The sequence below is a fragment of the Microbulbifer sp. THAF38 genome (assembly GCF_009363535.1).
GTDB lineage: Bacteria > Pseudomonadota > Gammaproteobacteria > Pseudomonadales > Cellvibrionaceae > Microbulbifer.
Genome location: NZ_CP045369.1, coordinates 892,631 through 912,205, shown reverse-complemented (window position 1 = coordinate 912,205; position 19,575 = coordinate 892,631). Strand labels below are relative to the sequence as shown.

At 54.7% G+C, this 19,575-nt stretch carries 17 protein-coding genes; 6 read left to right on the top strand and 11 right to left on the bottom strand.

Annotated elements, in window-relative coordinates:
* The first annotated feature begins 291 nt into the window (after positions 1-291).
* The 5 genes from FIU95_RS04025 to FIU95_RS04005 all read left to right on the top strand — a co-directional run bounded on the left by FIU95_RS04025 (position 292) and on the right by FIU95_RS04005 (position 4,797).
* Entirely contained in the window at positions 292-984 is a 693-nt protein-coding gene (locus FIU95_RS04025; protein WP_152451723.1) for a glycerophosphodiester phosphodiesterase family protein, read from the top strand.
* Positions 968-2,176 carry a glycerol-3-phosphate dehydrogenase/oxidase gene (locus FIU95_RS04020; protein ID WP_152451721.1) on the top strand — a complete coding sequence of 403 codons (1,209 nt, stop codon included), beginning with the start codon at positions 968-970 and terminating at the stop codon, positions 2,174-2,176. The genes FIU95_RS04025 and FIU95_RS04020 overlap by 17 nt, the downstream gene beginning before the upstream one ends.
* A gap of 152 nt (positions 2,177-2,328) precedes the next feature.
* Positions 2,329-3,306, top strand: coding sequence for a tRNA dihydrouridine(20/20a) synthase DusA (dusA, locus tag FIU95_RS04015; RefSeq protein ID WP_152451719.1), 978 nt, complete (start codon positions 2,329-2,331; stop codon positions 3,304-3,306).
* A gap of 56 nt (positions 3,307-3,362) precedes the next feature.
* Positions 3,363-4,358: a transaldolase gene (gene tal, locus FIU95_RS04010; RefSeq protein WP_152451717.1), complete on the top strand. Its 996-nt coding sequence runs from the start codon at positions 3,363-3,365 to the stop codon at positions 4,356-4,358.
* A complete protein-coding gene (locus FIU95_RS04005; RefSeq protein ID WP_152451715.1) occupies positions 4,339-4,797 on the top strand; it encodes a TerB family tellurite resistance protein in 459 nt (152 codons plus the stop codon). The genes tal and FIU95_RS04005 overlap by 20 nt, the downstream gene beginning before the upstream one ends.
* Before the next feature lie 53 nt (positions 4,798-4,850).
* Here FIU95_RS04005 and FIU95_RS04000 read toward each other — a convergent pair whose 3' ends face one another.
* The 7 genes from FIU95_RS04000 to hrpA form a co-directional block, all read right to left on the bottom strand.
* Positions 4,851-5,369 carry an STAS domain-containing protein gene (locus FIU95_RS04000; protein ID WP_152451713.1) on the bottom strand — a complete coding sequence of 173 codons (519 nt, stop codon included), beginning with the start codon at positions 5,367-5,369 and terminating at the stop codon, positions 4,851-4,853.
* Positions 5,370-5,575: 206 nt separating this feature from the next.
* Positions 5,576-6,754, bottom strand: coding sequence for a PP2C family protein-serine/threonine phosphatase (locus tag FIU95_RS03995; protein ID WP_152451711.1), 1,179 nt, complete (start codon positions 6,752-6,754; stop codon positions 5,576-5,578).
* A gap of 38 nt (positions 6,755-6,792) precedes the next feature.
* Complete coding sequence (locus tag FIU95_RS03990; RefSeq protein ID WP_253868838.1) at positions 6,793-7,695, bottom strand: VacJ family lipoprotein; 903 nt, start codon at positions 7,693-7,695, stop codon at positions 6,793-6,795.
* 181 nt (positions 7,696-7,876) lie between these two features.
* Positions 7,877-8,653: a DUF2063 domain-containing protein gene (locus FIU95_RS03985; protein WP_152451709.1), complete on the bottom strand. Its 777-nt coding sequence runs from the start codon at positions 8,651-8,653 to the stop codon at positions 7,877-7,879.
* Positions 8,634-9,485 (bottom strand): DUF692 domain-containing protein, encoded by an 852-nt coding sequence (locus tag FIU95_RS03980; protein ID WP_371416960.1) that lies wholly within the window; start codon positions 9,483-9,485, stop codon positions 8,634-8,636. The genes FIU95_RS03985 and FIU95_RS03980 overlap by 20 nt, the downstream gene beginning before the upstream one ends.
* Before the next feature lie 76 nt (positions 9,486-9,561).
* The gene (locus FIU95_RS03975) at positions 9,562-9,891 is read right to left on the bottom strand and encodes a hypothetical protein (protein ID WP_152451705.1); all 330 of its coding nucleotides are present in this window, start codon (positions 9,889-9,891) and stop codon (positions 9,562-9,564) included.
* A 247-nt stretch (positions 9,892-10,138) separates the two neighbouring features.
* On the bottom strand, positions 10,139-14,053 hold the full coding sequence (gene hrpA / locus FIU95_RS03970) for an ATP-dependent RNA helicase HrpA (RefSeq protein WP_152456102.1): 3,915 nt from the start codon (positions 14,051-14,053) through the stop codon (positions 10,139-10,141).
* Between the two features lie 167 nt (positions 14,054-14,220).
* Here hrpA and FIU95_RS03965 point away from each other — a divergent pair, with 167 nt between their 5' ends.
* Positions 14,221-15,714, top strand: coding sequence for a peptide MFS transporter (locus tag FIU95_RS03965; RefSeq protein WP_152451703.1), 1,494 nt, complete (start codon positions 14,221-14,223; stop codon positions 15,712-15,714).
* A gap of 117 nt (positions 15,715-15,831) precedes the next feature.
* Here FIU95_RS03965 and FIU95_RS03960 read toward each other — a convergent pair whose 3' ends face one another.
* The 4 genes from FIU95_RS03960 to FIU95_RS03945 all read right to left on the bottom strand — a co-directional run bounded on the left by FIU95_RS03960 (position 15,832) and on the right by FIU95_RS03945 (position 19,537).
* A complete protein-coding gene (locus tag FIU95_RS03960) occupies positions 15,832-17,013 on the bottom strand; it encodes a VWA domain-containing protein (RefSeq protein ID WP_152451701.1) in 1,182 nt (393 codons plus the stop codon).
* Between the two features lie 100 nt (positions 17,014-17,113).
* Complete coding sequence (locus FIU95_RS03955; RefSeq protein WP_152451699.1) at positions 17,114-17,959, bottom strand: MoxR family ATPase; 846 nt, start codon at positions 17,957-17,959, stop codon at positions 17,114-17,116.
* 139 nt (positions 17,960-18,098) lie between these two features.
* On the bottom strand, positions 18,099-18,779 hold the full coding sequence (locus FIU95_RS03950; RefSeq protein WP_152451697.1) for a YEATS-associated helix-containing protein: 681 nt from the start codon (positions 18,777-18,779) through the stop codon (positions 18,099-18,101).
* 377 nt (positions 18,780-19,156) lie between these two features.
* Entirely contained in the window at positions 19,157-19,537 is a 381-nt protein-coding gene (locus FIU95_RS03945; protein ID WP_152451695.1) for a hypothetical protein, read from the bottom strand.
* Positions 19,538-19,575 lie beyond the last annotated feature (38 nt).

The window sequence follows — 19,575 nt, the reverse complement described above, 5'->3', positions numbered from 1 at the left end:
ACATACCTCTTTACAGTACGGCAAACACCATCCGTACAGACAACAAAAGAGCGATACCTTCTAATTTTAGCTATGGAAGTTAGCGCTGCCAGCCGGGCTCCCGTCAATCACGGATTTCCAAGGCTCAATGCGTATCCAATTTTCCTCGGCACTCCACTTGCAACGCCCTCTCCACCGTCTATTTTTCCTGTAAGACCCGATTCCACCCTGGGCCATTGACCTTTGGGTTACAGAGCGCCAAAGCGCCTATATCCAGCCGACAATAACGCCTGCTTTCCGGATTTGACTCACATGCTAATCGCGCACCGTGGCGACAAAACCCGCCACCCGGAGAATACCATCGCCGCCTTTGAGGCTGCCCATAACCTGGGCGCCTGTGCCATTCAGTGCGATGTCCGCTTTAGCCTGGATGGCACCCCCTGGTGCTATCACAAAGATACCCTGCCGCTCCCCAATGACAGGCGCGAGCACTACTTTCACGACCTGAGGGATTCCCAGCTCAGCCGCCTGGCCATCGATTCCTTTATACAGGTGGTGGATTGGGCCAGTTGCCACCGGCACCTGGATTGGTTTGTGGGCATCTCCGCAGCCAATATCGCCAATTTGGGTTTTACCGCCGCAGTAAAGAAGCTGTTGGAGCAAATGCGCAATGAGCGCGAGTCCTTCGCCCTGCTTACCCAGGATTGCCGTAGCCTCCGGGCTGCCCGCAATATGGGCTGGCACAGGGTGGCCCTGCAGATCAGCAGTGTGCCGCGCTGCCTGTCTGCGGATATTGTCACTCTGGCCCCGGAGTTTCTGCTGATCCGCGATAGCTTTATCGACTGTGAGGAGTTACCACCGGGCCCCTGGCAATGGGTGGTCTACGAAATCAATTCCGCCGAAGAGGCCGTACTCTGGCGCAAGCGGGGAGCGCACCATATCCTCACCGGCAACCTGCCGCTGTTGATGCGCTCTCGGGAAGCGAGTGATGTCTACGGATTTTGATGTCCTGGTAGTTGGCGCGGGAATACTTGGCGCGGGTACCGCTGAGGCCCTGGCCAAGGAACACCACTCGGTAGTGATACTGGAGCAGCTGGGTATCGCCGCAGCCACCTCTTCGCGTTCCTCAAAGCTGATCCACGGCGGCTTGCGCTATTTGGAGAGCGGGCAGTTCCGCTTGGTTTACGAGTGCCTGCGCGAACGCAGCTGGCTGTTGGAAAATAAACCCCAGTTAGTGCGCATGGTGCCCTTTTATATTCCGGTCTACCGTCACAGCAAGCGGCCGCCATGGATGGTGAGGTTGGGGCTCAGCCTCTATGCACTGCTTTCCGGTATCGGCAGTGAGGCCTCGCGTTTTCGCGCTTTATCCAAAGCGGAGTGGGCTACCCTGCCAGGCCTCAAGCGGGAAGATCTACTCGCGGTGTTTCGCTACTACGATGCGCAAACAGACGACGCCGCACTGACCCGCGATGTGGTTGCCTCGGCAATTGCTCACGGCGCACAAATCATCTGCCCCGGCAGCCTGGTAGGAGCGGAAGTCACCGATGAGGGTGTGCGGGTTGATTACGTGGCCGATGGCAAGCTGAATACGCTACACACCCGCGCGCTGGTCAATTGCAGCGGGCCCTGGGTAGCCACCACCAATGCACGCTGTTCACCCCCAGTGCCCCTCCCTCCCATCGACCTTGTGGCAGGCACCCACATACTGCTGCCACTGTCCCTGGGTAACAAGATCTTCTATGTGGAAGCCGAGGACCACCGCGCGGTGTTCGTCATGCCCTGGCAGGACAAGACCCTGGTGGGCACTACAGAGCGCCCTTTCTTCGGCGATCCACGGGAGGTAGTGCCCACCGTAGAAGAGGAGGCTTACCTGCTGCGCACCGTGCAGCAGCATTTTTTCCAGACCCGCGGTTTACAGGCGGAGGATATTTGCGAGAGCTTTGCCGGCTTGCGAGTTTTGCCAGAAGCGGAGAAGAGCCCATTTGCCCGGTCGCGGGAGTCGATGATTTGCTGTGACAATGAGCGCAAGCCGCGCATTCTGGCCGTCGCCGGGGGCAAGCTCACCAGCTACCGCGCCACCGCACGCAAACTGGCCAAAAAGCTGCAAGCCACTCTGCAGGATAAAGGCCCTCCCCGCCAAAACACCTCTTCAAGCAGCAAGGCCACCAGCACTTCTGAGCGCGAGCGCAATCTTTAACGCCCCCTATAAAAACCACCTCGCAAGCGAAAAAAACCACCTCGCAAGCGAAGTTTCACAAGGCCCTGAAAAGTCTCCTTAGGGTCTCGGTTTTACATCCCATATAATGGGCGGCTACTCTGATTTTATGACTCTTTTTTACACCGCAGTTTATGTCCGATTACAGCCCCCACCGCTTCTGTACCGCGCCACTACTCGATTGGAGTGACCGTCACTGCCGCTATATGTGGCGCCTGTTGAGCAAGCGCGCTCGCCTGTATACCGAAATGGTAACCACCGGGGCGATCCTGCACGGTGATCGTCAGCGCCATCTGCAATTCGACGCCGCCGAGCACCCTGTTGCCCTGCAACTGGGCGGTAGCGATCCCCGGGAGTTGGCGGAGTGTGCGCGGATTGCCCAGGAGTGGGGTTATGCGGAAATCAACCTCAACTGTGGCTGCCCCAGTGACCGTGTGCAGTCCGGGCGCTTTGGCGCCTGCCTGATGGCGGAGCCCGATATCGTGGCGGCGGGCCTCAGCGCTATGCGCGAGGCGGTATCGATTCCTGTTACGGTCAAACACCGTATCGGCATTGACGATATGGAGGACTATCCGGGCCTGACCCGCTTTGTGGAGACACAGGCAGCGATCGGCACTGAGACCTTTATCGTCCATGCGCGCAAGGCCTGGCTGCAGGGCCTAAGCCCCAAGGAAAACCGGGAGATTCCCCCGCTCAACTACGACATGGTTTACCAGCTGAAACAGGATTATCCACAGCTGCAAATCATCATTAATGGTGGCATTAACTCCCTGGAGGAGTGCCTGCAACATCTGCAGTGCGTTGATGGTGTTATGCTGGGTCGTGCCGCCTACCAGACTCCAGCGCTTCTTGCCCAGGTGGACAGCGTGTTGTTCGGGGAGAGTGAAGGGCCCGACGCGACGGAAGTCGTCGAGCAGATGCTGCCCTATATCGAGCGGGAGCTGTCGGGCGGTCAGCGCCTCAACCATATTACCCGGCATATGCTCGGGCTCTTCCAGGGCCTGCCCGGAGCACGCCGTTTCCGCCGCCATCTCAGTGAAAATGCCCACAAGAAAAACGCGGGGCCAGAGGTTGTAGAAGAAGCCTTGTCGCTGGTCACCCAGGCGGCTTAAGTTGGAAGGCTAGTGTTTCAGAGAAAGGGAAGCCAATAATCATCGAGGGAATCGCAATGAATAAACTGGAACAACTCAAACAGCGCAGCCAGGTAGTGGCAGATACTGGCGATATCGAAGCCATCCGCCGCTATCGCCCTCAGGACGCCACCACCAACCCCTCTCTACTCTACAAGGCTGCCCAGCTGCCCCAGTACAAGGGCCTGATCAGAGAGTCGCTGGACTGGGCGGTTAACCACCAGGGCGGCGCCAATCCCTCGGAAACGGCACGCCTGGCGGCGATCAAACTGGCGGTCAGTATCGGCAGCGAAATACTGCAGCTGATCCCCGGGGTGGTGTCCACAGAGGTGGATGCGCGCCTGTCCTTCGATACCCGCAGCACCATTGACTATGCCAGACACCTTGTGGCCCTGTATGAACGCGAGGGGATAGCCCGTGAGCGGGTACTGATTAAAATCGCCGCCACCTGGGAGGGGATAGCCGCTGCAGAAATACTGGAGCAGGAGGGCATTCACTGTAATCTCACCCTGCTGTTCTGCCTGAGCCAGGCCATTGCCTGCGCCGAGGCTGGCGTAACCCTGATCTCCCCCTTTGTGGGACGTATTCTGGACTGGCACCTGGCCAACGGGGACCGAAAGGCCTTCAGTGGCGAGGAAGACCCCGGCGTACTGTCCGTGCGCAATATCTACCATTACTACAAGTCGCGGGACTACAACACCATTGTGATGGGTGCCAGCTTCCGCAACACGGCGGAAATTGAAGCGCTGGCGGGTTGTGATCGCCTGACCATCAGCCCGCAGCTGCTGCAGTCTCTGGAAGACAGCGAGGGGCTGTTGGTCGGTGGACTCCCCACAGTCAACGAGCCGCTGCCGCGTCCAGAGGGGCGACTCAGCGAAGCGGCCTTCCGCTACCAACTCAACAGCGATGCCATGGCCACAGAGAAGCTGGCCGAGGGTATCCGCAATTTTGTCAAAGATCAGGAGCGGCTCGAAATGCTGCTACAGAGCCAAGTTATGGGACGCCGGGAAACTGATGCTGCAACAAATCCGTAAGCTATTCGAACAGATTGGCAACAATGCCGATGTAGAAATGCACGATGAAAAAGACGTGCGCATGATCAGTGCCGCCTTGCTGGTTGAGGTGGCCACCGTCGACCAAAAGCTCGACCCACGCGAGCGCGACACGCTGATTGAATTGCTGTGCCAACACTACGCGTTGAGCAACCCTGAGGCGGCAGAGATTATCGATGAGGCCATTGGCCAAAGGGAGCGGGCCACTTCCCTGTTTGAGTTCACTCAGGCAGTCAACGATCAATTCAGCGAGCGAGACAAATACCTGCTGGTTCGGCAGATGTGGCAGGTGGCTTTTTCCGACGATGTGATCGAAGCTTTTGAAGAGCATCTGATCCGCCGGGTTTCCGAATTAATTTATCTTCCCCATGGGCTGTTTACCCGCGCACGGGCAGAAGCAAGGGATATGCGGGACAGCTGAATGGCGGGGGTTGGGAAATCGGCGGCTTTCGAGTGGAGGCTGTGCGTTGAATTTCAGTGCAGGTGTGCGGAGGGCTTGCCGTAGGAGCTGCACTCCCGCTCCAGCGAATGCACCAGATCGCGGAAGGTTTCCGCATTCTGCTCGTTCATGCTCATCAGTACCCGGTGGGCCTCCAGCACCTTCTCCCGCGCGGCACACTCATCCGGGGTTTTACACACCAGCGGCTTGGTCTCCACAGAGAAATCGCGCTTCTCATCACTGATTTCCATCAGGGAATCGAAACCCATTGCATCCAATAGGTGTTGAATACCTTTGTCTGTAACGAAAACCAGGGGCTTTTGGCAGCCGCGCTCCTGAGCGCGAATCGCGATCTTGGCCATCAGGCCGAGGGTCGTACTATCGACACCTTCCGCACCGTGTAGATCGAAGGCCACACCGGCAAAGTCATTGCGTGCAAACATATTGTCGATAAAGCTATCGAACGAGGTGCATAGGTTGAGGCGAACATCGCCCATCAATTTAATGATGTAAACGCCCTGGTGGGCTCCAACCATAATTTGCCCGGACTGCATAACAACCCCTGGCTCACCCGAACACACTCAGAGGATGAAAGTGCGCATGGATGGCGATAGTTCACTGGTAGAGCAAAGACGCTTGTGACGGTTTTGCCGCCTCTGCATCTTTGTGCATAAAGTGGGCGGAGCTTACTCCTGACCGTGCGGACTGACAAGAGTGCTAAGGCACGAAATTCGACTATTTAGTCGACAAATTCACACCGCTAACCATGGGCCAGGGTAAGAATTGTAATATCGTCGGGTAATGCGCCAAAAGTATCTACTTTCAGGCCTTCGCACAGTGCCTTCAGCTCACCCCCAGTTGTGTCGATAAGCGCTAGTAGCTGCGCCTCTTTTTGCAGTAAATCCCCTTCGAGCAATTCCAATACACCATCGGAACAGGCCACCAGCCGCCAGCTGGAAGGCAGTTCCGCACGCATTACCTGCCAATCACCCTGTTTAAAAATCCCCAGTGGTCGCCCCTTGCCCGGCAGCCAATCGGCGCCAGCGGCACTGGCGAGCGCCGGCATGGGGATTTGCCCGGCAACCGCATAGTGCAACTGGCTAGCGGCGGTATCCACCACACCAATAAACATGCTGGCGTGCTTACCCATGCCAGTGGATAACAGCTCGCGGTTAATAAGCTCCAGAACTTCCAGCAGATCCGCCCCCAGGGATTCCAGCTGGGCGAACAGCGGGCGTTCGCGCAAACGGTGCATCACACTGTTTTTTATCAGCGCTGTAACCAGCGCGGAGGACACGCCATGCCCGGAGACATCCACCAGGTAAAACGCGACAAAACGCTCCCCAAACAGACCGTAATCCACAAAGTCGCCGCTCAGATAGAGGGAGGGAACCAAACGGTAAGCGGCCTCGACACCGCCGGGATAAAAGAAAGGGCTGCGGGGCAACAGGTGTTGTTGTAACAGGCGACCGGCTTCCTGGTCCCGGCGCAGTATTTCCACATGATCGCGCAGTTCGCTGTTGCGTTGCTCTAGGGTTTTGCGGTACTCGAGATTCTGCTGGGCGAGGTTTTCTTCACCGGTGATACGGCAGATGACTTTGTCGATCAGTACGGCCTGCTGAATGGGTTTGATCAGATAATCGCAGGCGCCCAGACGCATAGCCTGCAGCACTTCATGTAACTCCCCCTTCTCCGCGATCATCACAACCGCAGTACCAGGGGATCGCTGTTTGATTATGCGCAACACCTCCAGCCCATCCATATCGGGCAGGAGCAGGTCTACAACGACCAGTTGAAAGAGTTCGGGAGAGAATTGCTCTATGCCCTGCTGGCCGCTATCGGCTATTGCAACCGAGAGCCCCTGACGCGAAAGCGCTCCACGCAAAAAGTTGCGGGAGCGCTCATCATCGGTCAGTAACAGGCTACTGGGGCCGGCCATGGCAGGCTCTTGGAGGGAGGTGTTTTACTCGCTGGTGCTCAGTAATCACTAGACTCTTCGACTTCACCCTGGTCGATGGCTTCGGCGGCTTCAGTCTCTGTATCCACATCCACTTCACCATCCACGATTAAGAAGTCGCGGCGCTGCAGATAGGCATCGCGCAGCAGGACATAGCGATCACCCTGCAGTAGGGATTCCGCCTGCAACAGGCTGGCGCGGCTCTGGATAATATCGGTGGCTCTAAGGGTATAGCGCGTGGGGTCGTGCTCAACATAATTCAGTGGATTGGTGTAGTAATCCACAACCTTGGCCGGCGTATCCCGCACGGTAGAGGGGCCCAACAGCGGCAGCACCAGATAAGGCCCGGAAGGCACACCCCAAACTGCCAAGGTCTGACCAAAGTCCTCACCGTCGCCCTTTTCCAAGCCCATGTGCTTGGCAACATCGAAAAGACCCGCAATACCGATCGTGGTGTTAATCAAAAGACGGCCGGCGTCATTGCCCGCTTGGCCCCACTTGCCTTGCAACACCCCGTTAAAAGTATTCGTCACTTCACCCAGGTTGCTGAAGAAATTGCTAACACCCTGCTGCATAAAAATCGGGGTAATCTGCCGATAACTGACAGCCGCCGGTTTTAGGACATAGCGATCCGCACCATCATTGAAGCTGAATATCGCGCGGTTAAATCCCTCCCAGGGGTCTCGCAGGGAGAAGTCTTCTCCTTCCTCACCACCAAACTCTTCGGCGGGATCAAAGCCATATTCATCAACCAGTGATCCATTAGTGTCACCGGTAGCAGTACCATTCTGTTCAACCGCCTCAGGTTGGACCGAGGGGGTGACCGCGTCTCCAAACGGGTCCTGTGTCGCCATTGCGCCCATTGGGGAAATGGCCAGCATTGCGGCCATCAACCAGGGCGATAAATCTCTGCGTCCTAGCAAAACCCTGCTCCTCTTATTTATCAAATTTCAAGGTCAGGGATTCTAACGCCCCCACAAAATGTAAACCACCCTCGGCAGCATAGCAGCTGGGATTCATCAAAGATGGCGCAGTTTCAGGCAAGCACAGGCTGTCACAGAAAGGTAATTTACGCCAAAAATCCACGGGCTAGCCGAGCTATTCTCACGCCAGGGAGCGAAGACCTGCGATAACACCTTTATCCAGCAGCTTTTGCAGTAGCTCAAGACCGAAGCCATAAAGCGCTTCGCTATCGACTTGGGGCAGCTCATCAGAGATCTGCGCCAACAGTTGTTCTCCGGTGGCTTCCCCCGCAGAAGCCAGCTGCAATAAACGCGCGGTTACCGCATTGATTTCCATAAAACTGACGTCATCGCCGAGGTCGCGATAAACCAGTAAAAAGGTGGGGGATTCAGGCGGCTCTTGGGGCTGATAAGCGGGACCGATACGGTGCACAGGAAAGCGGTAACTGAGACTCCAAACCAGCGGTGATACCACCGGTACAGAGGTCAGCAGATCTCCCTGGCGATCCAACCCCGTGGGAATCTCTTCGGTACTGACATCGAGCGCCAGCTCCACCCACTCATAGTGAGCCAGTTCTAACAGGAACGCTGGGTCCCCTTCACGCTGCGCCCGTTCCTGTTGCAGGTAAGTGAGGAACTCCTCGCTGATCTGCAAAAAGTAGGGACTTTTGGCGGTATGGTGTTGAATAAAATCTCGCACCATGTCGTACCAGCGCTCATCGCTATAGAGGCTGCGCAGTATGGGAAAACCACCGGCAATAAAAGATTCGATATTGTTATAAATCAGGTCCCGGTAGATGGCAACGCGCCGATCCTCAATATCTTTTGGCGCCTCGACATCTTCAGGGGCGCGCAAATGTTTGGCAAATGCCCGTTGTAAACCCTGAAACCCGGCTGTCTTATCGGCGACTGAGGACATAGCTCTCTTCTACTTGATGGTTGGCCTGGATGCCCTTGATCTGTTCCACTTCCTCAAGCAATTGCGGCAGGGGTGGGATATTAAAGTCGCGTTCCAGCAGGGTGGGCATAACACCGTGTATTTCATAGGCTTTATCTAACAGCTGCCACACCGGATCAATCACATCAGCGCCGTGCGTATCCACTTTCAGGTCATCCGCCTCATCGAAATGCCCCGCCACATGCACATAGCGCATTCGCTCCGAGGGTAGTCCGCGCAAGAATTCCAGGGGGTCATAGCGATGGTTGATTGAATTCACATAAATATTATTGACGTCGAGCAGTAGATCGCAGTCCGCCTCTTGCAGGACCGCCTGTAAAAATGCCAGCTCGCTCATCTCCTGGCCCGGCGCCGCATAATAGGAAACATTTTCCATGGCAATACGCTGTTCGAGCGTATCCTGCACAATGCGAATTCGTTCGGCGACATACATCACCGCTTCTTCAGTAAAGGGGATAGGCAATAAATCGTAGAGATGGCCCTGATCCGAGCAGTAGCTCAGATGCTCGCTGTAGGAACGGATATTGTGATCGCGAATAAACTGCTTGATTGAGGCGAGCAGCTCCATATCCAGCGGATCAGAAGAGCCAATAGACAGAGACAAACCGTGCAAAATAAAAGGATAGCGTTCGCTGAGTTGGCGAAACCAGCGGCCAAGCCGCCCGCCGACACCGATCCAATTTTCCGGCGCCACCTCAAAAAAATCCACCTTGTCCGGCGAAAACTCTTCTCCCATCATAGAGCGGCGCAGTCCGAGACCGGCACCCTCCACTGGATAATTGCGCACCGCTATTTGCCTCTATTGGTCATGGAAAGTATTTGGGGCGGCCTTTTTCGGCAGCGCCGCCCCAATCTCGTGCAGCGGAATATTAGCTACCGCAACTGCCTTCTTTTTTCTTGCCTTCGCCGCACTTACCTTCTTTTTTCTTGCCTTCGCCACATTTCCCTTCGCCGCATTTACCTTCCTTTTTCTTGCCTTCGCCGCACTTACCTTCGCCGCACTTGCCTTCTTTTTTCTTACCCTCTTCATCCTTGTTATCGTGACCGTGATCGGCCAGTGCCAGGTTGTAGCCAGAGGTCAGGTCTTCAGCAGCAAAAGGATTCGCAGTACTGTTAGCCGCAGACACATTCATGGCCGCAGTTGCAATAAAGGCTGCACCAACGGCAGCTGCTACCGGGGAAAGATGTTTCTTGTTCATAAAAAATCTCCTAACTAATACCCTGTGTAATAAAACTCTATAAGACTTTTTCTATGTCCCGCGACAGTATAATGAAGCGCAGCGAGAAACCGTCGTATTGTGAATACCGGCCCACAGCCAAAGTGCACTCGGTAGCGCACTGCGACTTTGACGACCTTCATTGATCTGTCGGACCAGTGAGGGAAATATTACACAAGACGACAAAGTTTTTTGTGAACTGTGCCCAGGCTCTACTCACAGGCACTAGTCAAGTAAACAGTTCCTTGCCATCAATCTCTGTCCAGACCTTGCTTAGACGCTTGGCCGAGACTGGCATCAGGGTCTTTAGCGTCTGTGCAAACAAGCTGACACGGAATTCCTCCAGCATCCAGCGGTACTCCACCAGAGCGGGCTCTGACGCCAACTCTCTCCTTGAGAACCTCTCTATCTGGTCATCGAACGATTCGGCGACCTTGTGGTATTCCACTTGCAGCTTGCGGTCGCGGTTTGGATCGAGCGCCGCCTTTTCCAGACGCACGGCGATTGCCTTCAGATAGCGGCTATATTGGCGCAGCCATTGCAGCGGTGTATCGAATAAGACTCCCCGGTAGAAGAGCCCGGCCAGCTGCTGTTGGATATCCCCCACGGCCATAGCGACCGCCAGGTTCTTCTGCTGTTTGATCTGCTTGCGCAGGGGGACCAATTGACCCAAAGCTTTGACCAAGAGGTCGCCAATCTCCTGGGCCACGCCCACCAAGTCACCCTCTTTCTCCAGTGCTGACAGAAACTCAGCTTCGCTGCGTGGCCAGTTTTCCTGCGGCCAGAAGACCTCGCGCGCAGCGGCCAACAAAATATCGTCTGCCACTTCCTCGCGACGCCCCAGATCTGCGGCGGAGAGCCCCAACTCCTTGCCGCGCAATAACTCCTTACGCAGATATTTCACTTTCTCAGGCAGGTGCAACAGGGCCAAACGGCAAATTCCGGCACGACTCAAACGCCGCGCTTCGGCGGGATTGTCCAGCAACTTCAGGGAAACGCTCTCTTTGCCCTCCACCAATGCTGGATAGGCACGTACCTTGAGCCCTCCCTGGTCGAGGGTGTGGGTTTCCGGCAGCTCACCAAAATCCCAACTGGTAATCTCATCCCGCTCGAAGCTATCGCCCGCATCCGCCAGTCCCTGCTGCACCCGGTCGCGATAGCGCGCCTGTAATATTGAGAGATCGCGATCCTGGTCCAGCAACTTACCCGACTCATCCAAAACCTGGATATTGAAGCGGTAGAAATCTTCCAGGGATTGTTCCGCTGATTGCCAGGCATCTTCAGGCAGCTGCTGGGCGGTCTGACGCTGCAACTCCAGGGCCAGCGACTGCCATAGCGGAGTATTGTCTGCGCGCAGTCGCGGTAGGGCCTTATCCACAGCCGCCGGTACCGGCACAAAGTATTTGCGCCACTGTTTGGGTAGGGCTTTTATTAGGGCGATACATTTATCCCGCAGAATTCCAGGCACCAGCCAGGAAAGTCGAGCGGCGGGCACCTGGTGCAGCGCCGCAACCGGTACCTGGATACTGACACCGTCATCCACACTGCCCGGTTCGAAGTGATAGCTGAGCGGGTAAATAATACCGCCCGCCTGTAACTCATCGGGGAATTGCGCTTCGCCCACATGATCCGCACTCTGCTGCATCAACAATTCACGGGGTATAAACAGCAGCTGTGGATCGCTGGCTTCGGCTTTCTTGCGCCAGTGCTCAAACCCGGCGAGGTTGACGATATCCGCGGGGACCCGCTCATCGAAAAAGCGGTAAACCACTTCGTCGTCCACCAAAATATCCCGGCGGCGGGACTTGGCTTCCAACTCCTCCAGGGACTTCAGCAGGTCGGTGTAGTGTTTATAAAAACGGCCCTTGCCGCGATAACGCTGTTCCACCAATGCCTGGCGAATAAAGACTTCCCGTGCGGTTTGCGGGTCCAGCTTACCGTAGGGGATGCGTCGTTTTTCCACCAGCACCAGGCCGTACAGAGAAACCTTTTCAAAAGCCATCACTTGCCCGGAGCGAGCATCGTAGTGGGGCTCAAAATAATTGCGTTTTACCAGGTGCTGGGAAGCAGCCATTACCCAGTCAGGCTCTATTTTCGCAACGGTGTGGGCGAACAGACGGCTGGTTTCCAATAACTGGGCAGCAACCACCCAGCGCGGCGGCTTTTTAAATTGACCAGAGCCAGGGAAAATATGGAAGCGGCGATTGCGGCAACCGATAAATTCCTTGTTTTCGTCGCGAACGCCAATATTACCGAGCAAGCCCACGACTATGCCTCGATGAATCGCCTCATACTCTGCCGGTTCTTTATTTTCTTTAACTTCAAGATCCCGGCAAGCTACGCGCAATTGGTGGTGGATATCTCTCCACTCACGCATACGCAGCCAGGAGAGGAAGTTTTTCTGGCACCACTTACGCAGCTGGTTTTGGCTCAGCTCCTGACGCTGGATTTCGAAGGCATCCCACAACTGTACAAAGGACAGAAAATCGGACTGTTCATGCTGCCACTGGCGGTGTTTTTCATCGGCGGCCTGGCGCTTCTCCGCCGGGCGCTCACGCGGGTCTTGCACGGCCAGGGCGGCGACAATAATTAATAATTCACGCGCACAGCCATTATCCGCTCCGGCCAGCAACATTCGGCTCAATCGTGGGTCCAGCGGCAGGCGGGACAATGCGCGGCCCAGTTTGGTCACCCTGCCCTGGTCATCCACCGCCTGTAATTCCTGCAATAACTTATAGCCGTCATTGATCAGGCGCGGATCGGGCGGATCGACAAAGGGAAACTCCCTAATATCGCCGATTCGCAGCTGCAACATTTGCAGGATTACCGCAGCCAAGTTCGTACGTAGGATTTCCGCATCGGTAAATTCCGGGCGTTGCTCAAAATCCCGCTCTTCATATAAGCGCACACAAACACCGGCGCTGACACGACCACAGCGGCCGGCACGCTGGTTGGCACTGGCCTGGGAAACCGGTTCTATCGGCAGGCGCTGGATTTTACTGCGATAACTGTAGCGGCTGACGCGCGCTGTACCCGGGTCGATCACATAGCGAATGCCCGGCACCGTAATAGAGGTTTCCGCCACATTGGTGGCAAGCACAATACGGCGGCCTTTATGACCGTGAAAGACCTTGGCCTGTTCTGCCAGACTCAAGCGCGCATACAGGGGCAGTACTTCCAACTGGGCAATCTGCGCATCCCGCAGGGCTTTGGCACACTCGCGGATCTCCCGCTCGCCACTCATAAATACCAGTATGTCCCCGCCGCGCCGACTGCTGGATTTCTCCTCGTGCAGCAACTCTTCCACTGCAGCGACAACCTGTTCGCTGAGGTCTGCATCACTGTCGGCCGCTGGGCGATAGTGAATATCCACAGGATAGGTGCGGCCGGAAACTTCAATAATCGGCGCATCATTAAAGTGCCTGGAGAACTTTTCCAGGTCGATAGTGGCCGAGGTAATTATCAGCTTTAAATCCGGGCGCTTGGGCAGAATGGTTTTTAAATAACCCAGCAGGAAATCGATATTGAGACTGCGTTCGTGGGCCTCATCAATAATCAGCGTGTCGTATTTATTCAACAGGGGGTCGCGCTGAATTTCAGCCAGCAAAATACCATCGGTCATCAATTTGACATGGGTATGCTCGGTGCTGTGATCGGTAAAGCGAACCTGGTAACCGACAGATTCCCCCAGGGACTGCTGCAATTCCTCAGCGATACGATTGGCCACTGTGCGTGCGGCAATCCTGCGCGGCTGGGTGTGGCCAATCTGGCCATAGATACCCCGCCCCAGGGTGAGACAGATTTTTGGCAATTGGGTGGTTTTACCGGAGCCGGTTTCACCGGCGATAACGACAACCTGGTGCTTTTCGATCAGCTCGGCGATTTCCTCACGCCGCGCCACCACCGGCAAGGCCTCAGGCCACTGCACTTCCGGCAGCTTCCGCCGGCGCTCTTCCGCTAGCGCCTCAGACGCCTGTAACTGCTGCTCCAGCTGGGCCAGCATACGATCGACCGGCTTGCCCTCCTTCTGGCGCCGACGCACGTTCTTAAGGGTTCGATGCAAATGGTAGCGGTCCCGCCCCATGCAACTGGAGATACGGGCCTGCAGAGCGCCCAGGCTTTTTTCTGCTTCGGTGTGACTCATGATTCGTACAGAAGTGGCAAACGCGGGATTATACCCCCACTTTGCCACAGGGCTGAAAATCCCTTGGTGGCGCTCAACTATACTGGTCCAGATAGCGACTATATTCACAGGCGCACTGCCCTTGGTGGCAGCACAACGTCTCCGGGTCACACCTTGCGGGCAGTACTATGCAAGAGATCAAACCCAAGCCCCCCGCCAGCGCAGGACAGCTGTTTGGCCACCCCAAAGGGTTATTCCTGCTGTTTGGCACCGAGATGTGGGAGCGTCTCAGCTACTATGGCATGCGCGGTATTTTTGTCTTCTACCTGACCTCCGCCGCCACTGCCGCAGTATTTGGCTGGGAACAGCTCACCGATACTGAATTGCAGTCCAAAGCCCTGAGCTACTTGGGCTGGTACGCCATGCTGGTCTATCTGACTCCGATTATCGGCGGCTGGATGGCGGACAACCGCTGGGGCCAGCGCCGCTGCATTATGTTCGGCGGCACCCTGATGATGCTGGGGCAATTCTCCCTGGGCTTTCCTCACGCCTGGCTACCAAATGGTAGTGAGATTTATTTGCTGTGGCTGGGGTTGGCCCTGCTCATTATCGGTAATGGTTTCTTCAAACCGAATATCTCCACTATGGTCGGAGACCTCTACGAGGAGGGGGACCATCGCCGCGATACTGCATTTACCATTTTCTATATGGGCATCAACCTGGGCTCTATTCTCGGTTATTTGGTTGTAGGCTGGATTGGGGAGAAGGTGGACTACCAGCTCGCCTTTATTGTTGCAGGCATTGGTATGCTGCTGGGCCTGATTCTGCAAATGACCCAAGCCAAACGCTACTTGGGAGAAATAGGTGTAGAACCCTCCGCTCATCTGGAACTGAAAAATAAAAAAGACGAGGAAGAGAGTAAACATCGTCCACTCACACAGGAAGAGCGGGATCGCATTAAAGTCATTCTGGTTCTGGGTGTGTTTATCGTGGTTTTTTGGGCAGGCTTTGAGCAAGCCGCCGGGTCAATGAACCTGTTTGCCAAATACCGCACCGACCTGAATATCTTTGGCTGGGAGATTCCCGCTAGCTGGCTGCAGATGGTCAATCCACTATTTATTATTATCCTCGCACCGATTATGGCCAGTATCTGGGTGGGTATGGGCGACCGCGAACCAAGTTCACCGGCTAAATTCAGTTTGGGGTTAGTATTTCTCGGGATCGGTTTTCTATCCATGTGCGGCGCGGCACTACAAATCGGCGATTCCGAGACTATCAAAGCGAGTATCTGGTGGTTGGTCTTTGCCTATATTTTTCACACCATTGGTGAGTTGTGTCTATCGCCTATCGGGCTTTCTGTCGTAACTAAATTATCTCCCCTACGCTACTTATCCCTAATGATGGGTTTGTGGTTTGCGTTTATCGGCATCGCCAATAAGGGGGCGGCAGAAATCGGTAAATTAGTGGGCGTTTCCGGTCCACTCGCCACTTTCGGCGGTGTCGCACTCACGGCCATCGTGGCTGGTTTTATTTTGTATTTGATTCGAGAAAAGCTGGTGGATTGGATGCACGGTGCCGAAGAGGTGCATGTCACGGTGGGAGAAACCACCAGAGAAGAAATCAGCATCACCGCGGATCACGAGGGAACGCCCCCAAAACACTTTAGTGGTAATAAAAAATAATACTTTATTAACCCTAAAGTGATTAGGCGGCACAAAAGCGTGCCGCCTGCAGATAATTCCTTGGCTAAAATCCCTCAGACTAGAGTTTCTTGCAAGGAACCTTCATCAACCCGGCTATTAGCGGCCTTTGACTAAATAGGAAATCGCCCGATCCAATCCCTCAAGGGTCATCGGATACATATGGCCATCTACTAGACGCTGGGTCATACCTATACTGGGCGTATACTGCCAATACTCCTCATCAATTGGGTTTAGCCAGATCAGATTGTGGTAAGTATCGGTGATACGTTCCATCCAGGCTGCCCCGGGTTCTTCATTCATATGCTCGACACTACCAAAGCGACTGGTAATTTCGTAGGGTGCCATGGAAGCGTCGCCGACAAAGATTACCTTGTAGTCCTTGCCATAGGTGCGCAGTACTTCCAACAGAGACGTATTCTCGCTATAGCGCCGCTGGTTATCTTTCCACACATGCTCATAGACAAAATTGTGGAAATAAAAATACTCAAGATGCTTAAATTCCGAGCGACAAGCAGAGAATAGTTCTTCACACACCCGCACATAGGGGTCCATGGAACCGCCCACATCGAAAAAGATCAGCACTTTTATTGCGTTGTGTCGCTCGGGCACCATCTTGATATCCAACAAGCCTGCATTGCGCGCGGTGGAGGAAATGGTGTTATTCAGGTCCAACTCTTCCGCCGCGCCAGTGCGGGCAAATTTACGCAACTTGCGCAGGGCCACTTGGATATTGCGGGTTCCCAGGCTGATACTGTCATCCAGGTTTTTGAACTGGCGCTTTTCCCAAACCTTGGATGCCGAGCGATTGCGCCCCTTTCCTCCCACCCGAATACCCCCCGGGTGATAGCCGCTATTACCGAAGGGGCTGGTGCCACCGGTGCCTATCCAGCGGTTGCCGCCACTGTGACGCTTTTTCTGCTCTTCGAGGCGCTTTTTAAACTCCTCCAGCAACTTTTCCAAACCACCGAGGCTTTGGACTTTGGCCTTTTCTTCTTCGCTTAACTGCTTGAGAAATTCCGCCCTGAGCCAATCTTCCGGGATCATTTGCTCGACGATGTCGTCCAGGGTTTCCAAGTCTTTAAAATAAGCCTCAAAAGCGCGGTCGAATTTATCGAAATGTTTTTCATCCTTCACCAGGCAGACACGAGCGAGAAAATAAAATTCCTCCATGTCAGTAAACACCAGGCGCTGCTGCAAAGCCTCAAGCAGAGCTAGTAGTTCGGTAATGGATACCGGTAATTTATAACGGCGTAAATTCAGGAAAAAGCCAATCAGCATAGTAATTCGCGGTCAGCACAGGGAAAAAGATACTCGGCCATACCGAGCGGAATATCATCAGGGGCACTCATTTACCCCTGATGAAAGGCAACACACCCACTCAGCGGTTGTCGCGGCGCGCCATAAATGCCAGGCGTTCAAGCATGTGGACATCCTGCTCATTCTTCAGCAAGGCCCCATAAAGCGGAGGAATGGCGCTGCTGTTATCGCGATCTTTGAGCACTTCCTCGGGAATATCGTCGGCCATCAACAGCTTTAACCAATCAATCAGCTCAGAGGTGGAGGGCTTTTTCTTCAAACCCGGCACTTCGCGCAATTGGAAAAAGATATCCATGGCTTCCGCGACCAGCTGCCCTTTAATCTCAGGGTAATGAACATCGACAATTTTGCGCATAGTATCGCGATCGGGGAAGCTGATGTAATGGAAGAAGCAGCGGCGCAAAAAGGCATCCGGCAGCTCTTTTTCGTTATTCGAGGTAATAATGACAATGGGGCGGTGTTTGGCCTTAATGGTTTCTCCAGTTTCATAAACGAAGAATTCCATGCGGTCCAGTTCCACCAGCAGATCGTTGGGGAATTCGATATCCGCTTTGTCGATCTCATCAATCAATAACACCACACGCTCTTCCGCGGCAAAGGCTTCCCACAGTTTGCCGCGCTTGATGTAATTGGCGATATCGTGAACCTTATCCACTCCCAGCTGGGAGTCCCGCAGGCGTGATACCGCATCGTACTCGTAGAGTCCCTGCTGGGCCTTGGTAGTGGACTTGATATGCCATTGGATCAACTTCAGCCCGAGGCTCTCGGCAACCTGTTCCGCGAGCAGCGTTTTGCCGGTGCCCGGCTCGCCTTTGATCAGCAGGGGGCGCTGTAAGGTGACGGCTGCGTTAACCGCCATTTGCAGGTCTTCGGTAGCTACATAGCTATCGGTACCGGTAAATTTCATGCTTACTCCAATCCTGTCATCACGCTATCTTCAGATTTAGCGAATGATAATTGAACAACGGGGCGAGTGGCGAGGCGGGAACGATCAAATTGGATGACCAGCCCGAGTAGGCACTAGAAGGGGGATTAACAGTCGGGCATCAAGCCATCTGGGTACTGCGGCGGTGTACTACCTGACGCCCCTTACCGGTGATATACCAGCGAATGCCCAGGTGACTGTGGATTTTGCCCACCATTTCCAGCACCAACAGGCTGTTGAGGGCGCGGGCGATTGAATTGGTCTCCATACCGCTATCCTGCACCATGCCACTCAGGGAGCGAAACACACACTCGCCGCCATTAAGCAGGTTGAGTACCTGCAGAGCATTGTCGTCTAACTTGCGAATCTGATTGAAATCCAGTGCCGGCCCCTGCTCCAGATCCCCTTCTATCTCATGCTCTAGTAAGGGCATCATTTCCAGCTGCATGGTGCGCAGTTCCTGCTCCAGGTTTTCCACCCGGGCGCGGGCGATACTGGCATCGCGCAGTTGGCGGCGCGCAGCATTAAACACGAACATACGGGAGGCGATAGCGGCAAGTAGGCAGTAGCCGGTAAAGATCAATAGGCGCGAGGGGTCGCCTTGAATTTCGATCAACAGATCACTCTGGGTAAATTTCAGGAAAATCGGCACCATCAAGGCACCACACAACCCCATAATCAGGCAGCGGGCGAGACCGGCCGGATCCTCCTCCGTAAACAGCATTTGATAATAATTCACCAGCCCACCGAGAATGCCCGATACCAGCATTACCGCAGTGAGAATCAGCAGGTGGTCGAGCATCAGGGTTCCTCAGCCATCTGGCAGCCTGCGCCATGAATATGGGCGGAAATCCACGCCAAGGGCACTTTATATAAGCATTATCTGTAGTGAATCCGGCATACCAATAAACAACCCATTCCAACGAACAGTTAAAAACCCTGGGAAAAGTACAAATCATCATTTTCCGGCGGTGGGTTTGTTTATTGGGCTGTGATCATTAAGCCGGTTCGTCTGGCCTCGCGCCAAGCACGGAAGCAGCTTAATAGATATAGCAGCTGTCACCGTCAATAGAGATGCTAGAGAAAGGAAGTAACGCCTTTGATAACCAGGTGAATAAAGGGCGTGGGCCTAGTGGCGACAGGCCCAGGATTCTAGAGAGGATTGGATGCAAAATCCCATTACTGTTCGTTGAAGTATGGGTCTTCATCGAAACGACGGCGGCGCTCGCGACGAAACTTAAATAGCAGTGAAACCAGCCCCCACACGACCATTACCGCCAAAGCACCGCCCGCGGCAAACACCAGGTTTGCGGTCACTTCCGGCGCTGCTCCATTTTCTTCAAATAATAGTTGGTAGAGATACAGAGGTAATACAGGCATAGCTACTGATTCGGCCACCGGTATTTTTACCGGCACCAGGAATACCGCAGCCAATACCAGCAAAAAGGCCCGGCGCAACCAACTCCAGCGCCAGTTGCGCATAAACCACCAACCAGCAGCCAGCAACACCAGGGTCGAACCGGCATAAACAAACCAGGCAATTTGAAAATCTTCAGACATTTTTTATTTACTCTATATTTCCCGCCCGGGGCAGGAAG